Source organism: Mucilaginibacter sp. CSA2-8R, assembly GCF_038806765.1.
GTDB lineage: Bacteria > Bacteroidota > Bacteroidia > Sphingobacteriales > Sphingobacteriaceae > Mucilaginibacter.
This window is the reverse complement of record NZ_CP152389.1, coordinates 5,230,505-5,242,724: the sequence shown is the minus strand read 5'-3', so window position 1 is coordinate 5,242,724 and position 12,220 is coordinate 5,230,505. Positions and strand designations below refer to the sequence as shown.

Here is a 12,220-nt window from a genome sequence, read left to right as displayed (position 1 = left end):
TGAATGAACGCTGGCTAAGCAGTTTAAATAAATTGATGTATGTTGAATTATTCCGCTTTAGCAGATTTTGCCACCTCAACAGCATAAGTTTCATCATGGCCTTCAAAGTTGGCACGGAAAATCACCCACTTCTCATCTGGTGAAAAATGTACGTTAGGCTCTTGTTTGTAATAGTGGTTTTTCATGTTCACCAGCTTTTCAGATTTAAAGCGATCTCCATCCGGCCTAAACAGGTAAATCCACATACCATCAGGAGCTTTGGCTACCTGTCCGGCATCACCGCCGTCGCCGCAAAACAGTTTTTCGTCGGCAGTTACGTTAAAATGGATCGACCATTCGTTGCGGTCCATTTGGTAGGCTTTTTCTTTACCAGTTTTCATATCATAACCGGCCAGGTAAAAAGTTTGACCTTTAGGCTTTTGCAGGTCAAACCATTCGGTATTGCCCCTGGGCGACCAAAACTCGTGGCCGGCAATTTCCATAGGCATGGTACGCTTATGCAAAAGGGTTGACTTATTGGTTTTGATATTGTAATTCCATATCCTGTCTACCTTTTCCCAAGGCCCTTCGTGGCAGTAAGAAAGAATGTTGGGGTCAGTAGGTGAAAACAGCAAGTGGTTTGTCCACTCGTTTTCGCGGTTTACTTCTTTAAGTTCTTTGGTTTGGGTATTGAGCACATACAGCACATGTTCGATATGCGCGTTGTAGATACGCTGAAAATAGTCTTTCTTTTCAGGATACTGCTGATAAATTTCGCGCTCCTGGTTGCCCACAGCTTTCACACAGGCCATATAGGTGCCATCGGCATTTACCGTGCCTACCCGGCCTTTAAAGGCTGGGTCAAACGCGTAGATAAAACGTTCTTTGCGGGTGTCTACATTGGCGGCATAAATACTATCGCCGCACTGGTAATAAGCCTCTCGGGTTTTAGCACATACCATTTCGCCGCTTACTTTGGCCCGGTTGGTTAGCTGCGCAACTGCCTTGGTTTTTAAGTTAACTGTGAATAATTGCCTGCCCTGCGGTGTTCCGCCCGAAAACACCATTAAATCGCCCTCGGTACCGCGCTGCGGCACAAAGCAGTTATTGTTAAAATAAAAGCTGGTATTGCCGCCCGGACGGTTTGCTAAACGCACTACTTTATGCCCGGTATCTTTATCAATCCATTCGTTTACCGGCATAGGCTTTTGCGACCCGGTAACCAGTACCGGCTGTGCATGTAATATGGTACAGCATCCTAAAGCAAACAGCAGGGGTAATATTCTCTTCTTCATAACGGGGTGTTTTGCTGGTTTAATTACCGTCGGGTTTAATGGTGGAGTTTTTAGGGCTTAACGGCCAATTAAAACTTTCAATAGGGTCTGGATGTGCCGGGTCGAAAGGTTTGGTATCAACTAAGTACTTTTTAAGGCCTAAATTATTGGCCTTAATGCCTTCTACAATACATTTAGCTAACTCGTAAGCGCCATAAGGGTTAAAGTGAGTGTTATCTTCTAAAGCTTTGGTTTGCCCCGGAAAAGTATTGGCCGGATAATGCACTAATGCTTTTTTGGACTTATCTACCCCCAGCGCATCATAAAACTGGGTAACCATTTTATTCAGGTCAATCAGTGGTACATTTTCTTCCCGGGCCACTTTACGGGCGGCGTCCGGATAATCTCCCAGCGTGTTTACCGTTTTACCGTTATCATCAAAAGAACGGCGGGCCGTAGAAGTAACAATGACCGGAATGGCCTTATGCTCGCGGGCGCGGTTTACAAAAAGCTTTAGCCGCTCGGTATATGATTTATAGGCGCCATCATTAGGGCCTTTTTCTTTCTGGTCGTTGTGGCCAAACTCAATAAACAAGTAATCGCCGGGCTTAATTAGGCTCATCACCTTGTCTAAACGGTTGCTGCCCATAAAGCTGCCCAGTGTTAAGCCCGATTCGGCATGGTTGGCAATAGAAACGCCCGGTTTAAAAAAGCGGGGTATCATTTGCCCCCAGGCCGCCCAGGGCTCGTCGTCCTGGTCAACCACGGTAGAGTTGCCAGCCAGGTAAACGGTAATCTGGTCGTCTGCCTTTTCAATTTCCATGGCATCAATGCAAGGCTTTGCACCGGTAAATTCGAGGGTAAGGCGGTCGTCCCAATCCAGTTTGCCAACCTCGCGTGGTTTAAGTTTAACCTGGCCTCCGGTACTTATTTCGGGCACACGCACATTAACTACAAAGCTTACTTTTTTTATTTCGTTAGGCTTAGTATCTGTGCTCTCCAGCATTAACCGGCGCGATTCGGCTTTAACCATGGTTTGACTGGTGCCTTGCGGGTCGCCCAGGGTAAGGGTAACTTTATAATTACCTTCGGGTACGGCTACCGAAAAGTAGAAGGGCTTATCGCTGGTGATAAAGCCGCCCGTTTTGCCGGTACGGATAACAGACTTGGCCGAAGTGCCAAAATCAAACCCGTAGCTATCAGTATATACTTTTGAGGCGGCCACCTGTGTAAAGCCGGCTTTGGGTTTACCGCTGCCAAAATTAAACTTATAATTGGTTTGCTTATTTTGAGCAAGGGCATTTGTACCCCAAACAGAAGCTGCGGCAGCTAATGATATGGCAATGCATTTTACAGAATGTAGCCTCATCTTCATCTATAAATTTTAGAAACAGCGGTTTATAACTGCAATGGCGCAGACTGGTGGTTTACTGTTCGTCAAATTTATTTTTTGCGGGATGAAAGCGTATCCTGTTCCATCCTGTTAGGCACTAAAGGTGTCTGGCTAAACGCCTTTTATAACAGCATTGATACAATGTTTTCATTTAGCGGCCCTTTGCTGGGGCTTTTAAGCTAATATAAGTGGGTGCATCACGGTCGCAGTTAATTTTGCCGTCTTCGTAATGCAATTCGGCTACTTGTATGCTGCTGCGCTGGCGGTTATATAAACTGGCAGCAGGTGGGGTTGTGCGGCCGGGATGGGTGAAGTAAAAAACATATGCCCGATCGTTGTTTATTACAATATCGGCATGGCCGCCTATTACGCCATCATCAGTACCGGTGCCGGGCGCTTGTAATATATTATCTGGCTGCCTGGTCCAGTTTTGCAAATCGTCAGAACTGTAAATGGCTAAACCACGCCATACATCGGTAATCATCCAGTGCTTGCCTTTCCAGTCAAATACTTTCGGTCCCTCGCCGCTTTGGTCGTAAACTGCCTTTTTTCCGTCTGTCCAGGTATATAAATCTTTACTGTCGGCATAATAAATAGATTTATGGTCGCGCTCGTTGTTATACCACATGCGCCATGTGCCATCCGGCATATGATACACGCAGGCGTCAATAACCCTTTCGGATGACAGCTTGAGCGTAGATTCGTAATGCCAGTTTAAAAGGTTTTTACTGGTGAGATGGAGGATGCTGCGCGGATGGTTCCAGTCGGTAAATACACCGGGCACATAGGTCAAATACATATGATAAAGCCCGTTATGCTCAATAATTTCGGGCGCCCAGTGGGTGTACCCGGCGGTAGGCCGATACTGAATGTCGGCTGTATCCACATATTTCCAGTTGGCGCCATCTTTTGATTCGGCTATGCCTATACGCGTGCCATGCACCCAGGCTACGCCGCCGGTGGTATCTTTAGCCCGGCGGTTGGTATAAAACATAAACCACCGCTTTTTGGCTTTATTCCAAATAACCACCGGGTCGGCAGCACCATCATACACCGGGTCGCGAAACAAGGGTTTGGGTGCCGGTTTGCCCAGTCGGTTACCTTGCGCACAAGCACCATTGCCGAGCGCTAAAACAACAATCAACAATAATAATATTTGATAGGGCTTTGCCATCATTCTGCTTTGGATAAGTGACCAGATGTCGGAAACTAAGGACCATCCTGCCGGCACATGGTATGTTATTTAAACGATTTTAATTTTTCGTACTCGGCGGTAGTTACCTTAAACACACTGCCGTGGCGGATGCCCGGAGGTAACTGAACCTGGTCGGATACATCGGTCCAGTTTTTTAAATCGGTGGAGGTGAGCACACCGTATTTATGGTCGCGGTACTTATCAAAATACAAAAACCATTTATTGCCTATCTGCATAGCGGTAGGTCCCTCAGCCCAGTAATTGCCGGTAACAGGTGTGCCTGCTTGTTTGTACAGGCCGGTCAATTGTTCGGCGTAGGCAATCTTAATGTTCTTTTGTACAGGCTTTAAAGTTTCGTCTTTAAAAAACATGATGAATTGTTTGCCATAAGGCAGTATCGTAGCATCAATGGCATTAAAGCCGGGGTCGTACAGTAATTTGGTATCTGTAAACTTTTTAAAATCTTTAGTGAGGGTGTAATACAGGCGATGGTTATACCCGGCTTCGGCAGTGGAATCAACCGCCGGATAGCGGCCGGTGATGGTGCTGGCCCAGTAAATCATATACTGTTTAGTTTTAGCATCATAAGTAATTTCGGGTGCCCAGGTATTGCGTGCCCCTGCTTCGGCAGCCATTAAAGGCAGAAACTGCTGCTCTGACCAATGCATTAAATCTTTAGAGCTGGCATAACCAATACCCTTATCAGCCCAGCTTACCGTCCATACCATATGAAACAAGCCGTCGGCACCTCTAATAATACAAGGGTCACGCATCAGCCGGTCTTTGGCCACCATTGGTTTTAAAAAAGAACTATCGTCTTTTAACGCTTCCCATTTCAGGCCGTCGGTGCTGGCTGCCAAGTGCAAACCGTCGCTGCTACTGCCCTTAAAATAACAGAACAAATAAACTTCTTTGGCTGCCTTTTGCGCAAAAACATTAGCAGATAGCAGCAATAGCAAAATCAGGTAAAAGCTTCTTCTCATTTATAATGGGTTAAATAGGTATGGGCTAACGGTCAAATATAATCAGATGAGTTACTCAACTTATGGTTTAACTATCCTACACTGTCTGTACAAAGTTGGCAGTTATTATTATATGACTTTAATTTGTTAGGGCTTAAATATAAGCACCTGTAACCAATAATTATAACCTGTTGCCATTGCCAGCTTAATGGGCCTTGGTAACAACCCCAATATTTTGCACATGAAAACTAGAAAAGCCGGCCTGCTGCTTTGCTGCGGATTACTCATTAGTCATATATCCTTTAGCCAGAAAGTGAATGACGTAGTTACGCCACTGCATGCTATGAAGGTAAACTACCCGGTGCCTTATGATATTACGAACCCGGCGCAGGTAAAACAAACGCTCGATCGCATACTGGCTTATTTAGAAAAAAACACACCGGCGCAGCTGGTTAACCGTAAAACAGGTGCGCCGGTTGCATTAAACGCTATTGATACAGGCACCGTTTTTAAACCCGGCGATTTCAGGCTGACGAGTTATGAGTGGGGCGTAACCTATGCAGGCATGTTACTGGCCGGACAGGCTGCCGGTGATGCTCGGTATATCAATTACACCCAAACCCGTTTAAATTTTTTGGCAGATGCAGCACCGATGTTTAAAAAGCTGGATGCTAAAACACCTGAGCGCCGCAGCCCTTTGCATCCGGTACTGTACCCCGGCGCTTTAGATGATGCCGGTGCACTGTGTGCCGCTACTATTAAAACTATACGTTTGGGCAATTCATCGCCCAATTTGCGCCCGATGGCTGATAACTTTATCAATTTTATCAGCACCAAGCAGCAACGTTTGGCTGACGGTACGTTGGCGCGTAACCGCCCGCAAAAAAATACTTTATGGCTGGATGATATGTTTATGAGCGTACCTGCCTTGGCACAAATGGGCAAGCTTACCGGTGATAACAAATATTATGATGATGCCGTAAAGCAAGTGCTGCAGTTTAGCGCCCGTATGTTTAACCGCGAAAAAGGAGTTTACATGCACGGTTGGGTAGAGGAGATGGATGTGCACCCACAATTTCATTGGGGCCGCGCCAATGGCTGGGCGCTGATGGCCATGACCGAACTGCTTGATGTGCTGCCCGAACAACACCCTGGCCGTAAGGCGGTTTTGCAGCAATACCAGGCCTTAGCCAAAGGCCTGGCCGCCTATCAGTCGAGCCAAGGCTTTTGGCACCAGTTACTGGACCGGAATGACAGTTACCTGGAAACTTCGGCTACGGCTATTTATGCCTATTGTTTTGCGAGGGGCATTAACCAGGGCTGGCTCAACGGTAAAGCGTTCGGCCCGGCTACTTTGCTGGCCTGGAATGCAGTGGCCACCAAAGTAAACAGCCAGGGGCAGGTAGAAGGTACCTGCGTAGGCACAGGCATGGCTTTTGACCCGGCGTTTTATTATTACCGCCCCGTAAATGTTTATGCGGCACATGGCTACGGGCCCGTATTGCTGGCAGGTGCAGAAGTGATTAATTTATTAAAGAAGCATGTTTTCGAAGTGAATGATAGCGCCGTGATGATGAAGAATTGATTATAGCACAGACAGCACCGTCAATAATGTAAAACTAAGAAGCCGCTTCGTATTGCACGTTGCGGCTTCACTCTTAAAAAACAAACACTAAACAAAACTACAGTGTATAAAACATTGGCCTCATGAGCCCGTAGTTGCAATAAAAAGCAGGCAACCGCTTACCTGCCATTGGGCAGGTGCTGAATCAACTTGTTATTCAGGGTTAACAAGCTGATTCGGCAAAACCTGTAACGCAAGGTGGGTTTAACTTATTAGCAACTATTAAATAATTTGTTAAAATCTGGTTAGAAGTTACCCGGGTTCGGCAATAGGCAGCACAATTTGCATTTTAGTACCGGTGCCTACCTCAGAATGGATGTTGATTGTACCGCTGTGCTGACGTATAATATTATAGGTTAAAGCCAGCCCCACCCCATGACCCTCATAAGCGTATGTGTTTGATGCCCTAAAGAACGGTTCAAAAATATGTTTCAGATCAGCCTCCGGGATACCGATACCCTGGTCGGCTACATCAATTAGTAGCTGATTTTGTTCTGCCACGAGCCGGATGGTTACTAGTTTATTTTTAGAATACTTACAAGCGTTAGTGATGATATTAGTGATCGCTAAGCGTAATAAATTATCGTTACCCAGTACATACAGTAGCTGCTCGTTATCAGGAAGGTGAAGATGATCTACCTCTACATAACTATCCGGGTATATTTTTTTGCTTGATGCAATGGCCAGCCAAAGCAATTCGTCCATCCGTACCTTTTGCCAATTTTGCTTTTTGCCATCAAATCCGGATTGAGCCAGCAACAGCAGATTGTTGATAATCTGTATCAATTTATCTGTTTCGGTGCGGATGGTTTGTAAAACCTCATGTTGCTTGCCGGTTGGGTCGGGCTGGTTAAGCGCCAGTTCAACCTCCCCGTTTATAATGGTTAGGGGTGTTCGCAGCTCATGCGAGGCATTGCTTACAAAGTTAGTTTGAGTGGTAAAAGCTGTTTCCAGCCGGTTAATCATGCTGTTAAAAGTGCGTACCAGTTCGGCAATTTCATCCTTGCTTTTCGTGGTTTCTAAACGCGAATGCAGGTTGTCTGACGTAATCAGGTTAACTTCGTCGGTTAGCTTACGCACGGGCATAAAGGTATAGTACGAAAACGCCTTTCCTACCAAAAACGCGACTAGGATGGCACCAATAAAACCCAGTAATAATATTCGTCGCAGTTCATTAATTTCGCGCAAACCGTACGGGTTGGAGGCAGATACTACAATAATAAATTGATTACTTCCCTGTGAAACAAGTTTACCGGCAAAAAATTGACTTTTACTTCGATACCGGGCAGTTCCGTTGCGTATAATTTCTTTCAGAAAAGTTTTAGGCAATCCCTCGTCTTTAAAATGCCCGCTGGAATCTGCCTGAAGTAACTGTTCCTTTTCATGATCAAGTCTTTCGAGATAACGGTTTCGCACCTCCTCATAAGCCCGGCTTTCGGCATCAGGATGCAAACGCACCCTCGACATAATATTTACCCGGGTTTCGAGACGTTTAAAAAAGTCCTCGTAATTAAACTTGTATTCAAAATAAAAGATAAAGGCATTAAGCAGCACCAATATTCCGGTAGACAATACCAGGAAAAGAAGCGTTATCTTATTTTGAATTTTCATTTTCTTCTACATCCTTCATCATGTAGCCCATACCAAAGATGGTATGTATTAGTTTATTCGGATTATCTCTATCCAATTTTTTACGCAGGTAGTTCACATACACGTCAACTACGTTGGTACCTAAATTAAAATCAATATCCCAAACGTTTTCTAAAATCTGGATACGCGTTAAAACCTTTTTCTGATTTTTGATAAAATACTCGAGCAAACGATACTCGGTAGGCGTTAACACTAAAGGCACCTGGTTATTGGTAGCAACTTTAGCCTCAGTATCTAATTCAATGCCGGCAATTTTATAAACGCTGTTAGCGTTGGCCTCGTTACCGCGACGGCGCAACAGCGATCTTACCCGGGCTGCCAGTTCCATCATTTTAAACGGCTTGGCCATATAGTCGTCGGCACCGCTGTCTAAGCCAGTTACCACGTTTTCGGTCGAGTCGAGCGCGGTAAGCATTAATATAGGTACATTGGTATTTTGCTGCCTGATTTGCTTGCACACCTGTACACCATCCAGATCGGGCAGCATTACATCCAGAATAATCAATTCGTAAGGGCGCTCGCCTGCCAGCTGCAAGCCCGATAACCCATTCGGGGCAATGGTTGTATCAAATCCATAATCAGCCAGTCCGCGTTTAATCACTGATGCAACACTTGGTTCGTCTTCTACTATTAAAATGGCCATACGTTATATAAAATTTAATGCTAACAGTAAGTTTACTTGCTGATTTATACCTATGTTAAGATAAGGCGGCTAACAAACTTATAAGTTAATTAACAAAACACCAATTAGCAGCGGTATTCTGTTCAAATCTTAATAACTTATTAATAAAAAAGGGTAATTTCTTTAGGTACTAACGTATTGTACCCGCAAAATCAGACTGCCAGGTAAGCGTGGTTTGATAAAAAGTATTACTAAAAGCCGATAAGCTGTTATAATCCGTAGCATAGGCAATCTGGCTGAGCGTTAAACGGGTTTGCAGCATCATTTCTGCCGCACGTACCACACGCAATGGCTTTAGGTGCTGTAAAAAGGAAATACTTAGTACTGATTGAAATAGCCTGAATAACGTACGCTCGCTTAAACCAAATTTTTCACTTACCGAGTGTATATTAAAGGCGAGGCAAAATGCACACTTAAATATTTGATTACCGGCCTTAAACGTTCGTTTTGTGTAGTGGGTAAAACAATGGGCAAGTGTTGCGCCCCTAAATTGGGCAGTATATTTTTAAGCGCCTGCAAAAAGTAAACGCTGTGCTGCCCGGTTCTATAATGCCACGCCATTGCCCGGCATAAAGTATCATTTCGTGCAGCAGGTTGGTAACCGGGTAAATATCCATTTGGGTATAAAAATCGTTCAGGTGGTCATCATACGTGTGAAAGTACACACTGCGGATGGCGGTTGCCGTGTGCCCTACCTGTATAAAATGGTCGGTATCGCTTGGGAACCAGATATAATGACGGGCAGCTGTTCTATTGGCTGCAGGATAGCCGCATACTGGCCAGTGTAATTGCAATTTTTTTTACTGGGCATTCATTTATTGCGGCAGGCTAAATAAAAGCGGGCTTACCTCAGTTTAAAAGTGTTTAGCTACCATAATTACCGCATGGGGGCACTGTTGGTATTTATACTATACATCTGTCGTGGGGCATTCAACGTTACGTCGGGTTACTTTGCTTCCGTTTTGGGTATTGGATCCTATACATATTGCTTATATGCTACTCATCAACATGGCAGGTATCATTTTAAGAGTAATAGTGTCCTCCAGATTAATTGTTATGCGCAGGCCTATGCGTTTTGTGTAGATGTCGGGCTTTGCCTTTTTGCTGCTGTTTCACCTATGGATGTATTTTTTGTTCAGCATGCAGGCTAATCCATCTACCTTTTTTGTCCCGCTGTTTGTTCAGGTTTACTGATGACGCCGATTATCGTGTTCATAGTATCGTCGGTGCCGCTGCAATTGGGCGGGGCAGCTTCGGCTACAGGTGTATTTTTTAGGTTTACGGGTTTTTGCACCAGCATTGCCCTCGTCAATTACTTTTCACTTTCGGGGCAAAGCGAGCATGTTACCCGTTTTCGGCAAACTATTACCGATCTTAACCCGGCAGTTACACAAAAGCTAAACGGCTACCGGCAGTTACTTATTAGCCGGGGTATGGCACCCGACCAGGCCGGTAAAGTAGTAAACGGCTTGTTGTCGCGCTCGGTACACGCTCAGGCACAAATGCGCTACGCAATGGATTATGATCAGCTCGTCAGCTGTCTTATCTTAGTTGTAATTTTGCTCATTGCGCTGTATCCTTACATAAACCGCACTGTGGTTAATCTTAAAGTCAATCAGCCTGAATTTGCTTCTTATTGAGTGTAAGCGTAAACAGCTATTTAATTTTTTTTATAATGTTATCCGTTAAGCAACGTTGTTGATATAAACATGTCTTTATTATTAAAACATTGACAACTAAGCTCAATGTTTGTTAATTTTGCATCAGCTTAATGAAAAAGTGGATACATATCTTTCTGTCGCTTTGGCTAATCAACGCGGTTACTTACTCTAATGCAAGTACCCCTGCTGACCTGTTTGGTAATATCCATACAGATGCCAATGCAGAAGATGAGTCCTGCTTTCATACCAATACCTGGATTGATTGTATTACGGCGGCCATAACCGATGCCGACGACAATGCGCCGGGTAAAGCACATAGCATAAAATACCAGCGCCGCTACGTACGCCGAAGCAGCTCAAACGATAACGTTTTTGTTCCGGTACCCGATTTTCGGTTGCAATTTCAGCAGTTTAAGCGCGCGTTAGCTCATACCGTGAGTAACTACACAATAGGTGTAGCCCTTCGCCCGGCCTATTACAACTTCCTGTTCCGGCTCTGTCCTTTTTAATTCTTAATTCTTTTTTACTGTTTTCTATAGGTATGGGCTTAATGGCTTCATACCCTATTGCCGTATGGGCATTTGTTAAAACTTTATTCAAGAACATAAGATAATCATGACGAAATTTAAGTGTGGGCATAGCTTACTGCTATTGACTGCTGCTATTTTTATGGCCAGTTGCTCATCCAAAAAAAACCAGGAAAATGCAACACAAGATACCCTGGAACTACCCGTATTAACTGTTAAAACTAAAGACACGGTATTACAAACCTCTTACGTAGCCGATATACAAGCCCTGAAAAACGTTGAAATAAGATCGCGGCTGAAAGGCTTTTTAGAACATATTTATGTAGACGAAGGCAAACCAGTACGTAAAGGTCAGGTACTGTTTAAATTAAACGACGAAGAATACCGTGTAGCATTATCACGTGCCAAAGCAGCCCTGAGTAATGCTGAGGCTGACGCCGTAGCTACTCACCTGGAAGTTGACCGCGTAAAAATGCTGGTTAATAAAAAAGTAATTTCTGAGTCGGAACTTAAAGTAGCCGAATCTAAGTTAAAGGCTGATCAGGCTACCATTGCCGAGGCGCGTACCAGTGTGCTAAGTGCCCAAAACCACATTGCCTATACTGTAATACGTGCGCCGTATGACGGCATCATAGATCGTATTCCGCTCAAGGCCGGTAGTTTGATTGAAGAAGGCACCCTACTAACCAGCATATCAGACATCAGCTCTATTTATGCTTATTTCAGTTTTCCCGAAAATGAATACTTGAAATATCAGCGCAGCATTAACAATGGTGATACTGGGAGCAGCAACGAGGTAAAGCTCAAACTCTCTGACGGCAGCAGTTACACCCATACCGGTACTATCGAAACCATCGAAGGTGAAATTGAACAAACTACCGGCTCTATAGCCCTGCGGGCAAAATTTCCTAATCCGCATAAGTTGCTCCGCCACGGGGCCAGCGGTAAGGTTTACATTACCTCCGAAATGGATGATGCGATTATGATTCCGCAAAAATCTGTTTTCGAGGTTCAGGATAAAAGCTATGTATACTTGGTTGGTCCGGATAATAAACTGCACATGACGGCCTTTACACCACTTACCCGCTTTTCGCAGTATTACGTGGTAAAAGAGGGTATCAAAGCAGGCGACAAAATACTGTTTGAGGGTGCGCAAAATGCCCGAGATGGTATGGTAATTAAGCCTAATCTGCTTAAAAGCGCCCCTGTACTGGCTGCCAAATAAACAGTCTGCATTTTTCTTAATGCTGCCTTGCCGTGCTTTGATGAGCAA

12 protein-coding genes are annotated in these 12,220 nt (G+C 44.6%); 4 read left to right on the top strand and 8 right to left on the bottom strand.

All coding sequences use genetic code 11. From position 1 onward, the window contains the following. Positions 1–47: 47 nt before the first annotated feature. From AAGR14_RS22245 to AAGR14_RS22230, 4 genes are all read right to left on the bottom strand, one after another. Positions 48–1,274, bottom strand: coding sequence for an oligogalacturonate lyase family protein (locus AAGR14_RS22245; RefSeq protein ID WP_342646444.1), 1,227 nt, complete (start codon positions 1,272–1,274; stop codon positions 48–50). A 19-nt stretch (positions 1,275–1,293) separates the two neighbouring features. After that, on the bottom strand, positions 1,294–2,622 hold the full coding sequence (locus tag AAGR14_RS22240; RefSeq protein WP_342646443.1) for a rhamnogalacturonan acetylesterase: 1,329 nt from the start codon (positions 2,620–2,622) through the stop codon (positions 1,294–1,296). 175 nt (positions 2,623–2,797) lie between these two features. Further along, complete coding sequence (locus AAGR14_RS22235; protein ID WP_342646442.1) at positions 2,798–3,823, bottom strand: family 43 glycosylhydrolase; 1,026 nt, start codon at positions 3,821–3,823, stop codon at positions 2,798–2,800. Between the two features lie 62 nt (positions 3,824–3,885). Continuing rightward, positions 3,886–4,824, bottom strand: a complete 939-nt coding sequence (locus tag AAGR14_RS22230; RefSeq protein WP_342646441.1) for a glycoside hydrolase family 43 protein — start codon at positions 4,822–4,824, stop codon at positions 3,886–3,888. A gap of 220 nt (positions 4,825–5,044) precedes the next feature. Here AAGR14_RS22230 and AAGR14_RS22225 point away from each other — a divergent pair, with 220 nt between their 5' ends. Continuing rightward, entirely contained in the window at positions 5,045–6,388 is a 1,344-nt protein-coding gene (locus AAGR14_RS22225) for a glycoside hydrolase family 88 protein (protein ID WP_342646440.1), read from the top strand. A gap of 291 nt (positions 6,389–6,679) precedes the next feature. Here AAGR14_RS22225 and AAGR14_RS22220 read toward each other — a convergent pair whose 3' ends face one another. The 4 genes from AAGR14_RS22220 to AAGR14_RS22205 all read right to left on the bottom strand — a co-directional run bounded on the left by AAGR14_RS22220 (position 6,680) and on the right by AAGR14_RS22205 (position 9,553). After that, positions 6,680–8,038 (bottom strand): HAMP domain-containing sensor histidine kinase, encoded by a 1,359-nt coding sequence (locus AAGR14_RS22220; protein ID WP_342646439.1) that lies wholly within the window; start codon positions 8,036–8,038, stop codon positions 6,680–6,682. Continuing rightward, a complete protein-coding gene (locus AAGR14_RS22215) occupies positions 8,022–8,720 on the bottom strand; it encodes a response regulator transcription factor (protein ID WP_342646438.1) in 699 nt (232 codons plus the stop codon). The genes AAGR14_RS22220 and AAGR14_RS22215 overlap by 17 nt, the downstream gene beginning before the upstream one ends. Before the next feature lie 169 nt (positions 8,721–8,889). Continuing rightward, positions 8,890–9,075, bottom strand: a complete 186-nt coding sequence (locus AAGR14_RS22210; RefSeq protein ID WP_342648715.1) for a helix-turn-helix domain-containing protein — start codon at positions 9,073–9,075, stop codon at positions 8,890–8,892. Positions 9,076–9,244: 169 nt separating this feature from the next. Beyond that, entirely contained in the window at positions 9,245–9,553 is a 309-nt protein-coding gene (locus AAGR14_RS22205; RefSeq protein ID WP_342646437.1) for a hypothetical protein, read from the bottom strand. A 399-nt stretch (positions 9,554–9,952) separates the two neighbouring features. Between AAGR14_RS22205 and AAGR14_RS22200 the strand changes: the two genes are divergently transcribed. From AAGR14_RS22200 to AAGR14_RS22190, 3 genes are all read left to right on the top strand, one after another. Then, positions 9,953–10,399, top strand: coding sequence for a hypothetical protein (locus AAGR14_RS22200; protein ID WP_342646436.1), 447 nt, complete (start codon positions 9,953–9,955; stop codon positions 10,397–10,399). 131 nt (positions 10,400–10,530) lie between these two features. After that, positions 10,531–10,929, top strand: a complete 399-nt coding sequence (locus AAGR14_RS22195; RefSeq protein ID WP_342646435.1) for a hypothetical protein — start codon at positions 10,531–10,533, stop codon at positions 10,927–10,929. Positions 10,930–11,035: 106 nt separating this feature from the next. Then, positions 11,036–12,172 (top strand): efflux RND transporter periplasmic adaptor subunit, encoded by a 1,137-nt coding sequence (locus tag AAGR14_RS22190; protein ID WP_342646434.1) that lies wholly within the window; start codon positions 11,036–11,038, stop codon positions 12,170–12,172. The last annotated feature ends 48 nt before the right edge of the window (positions 12,173–12,220 follow it).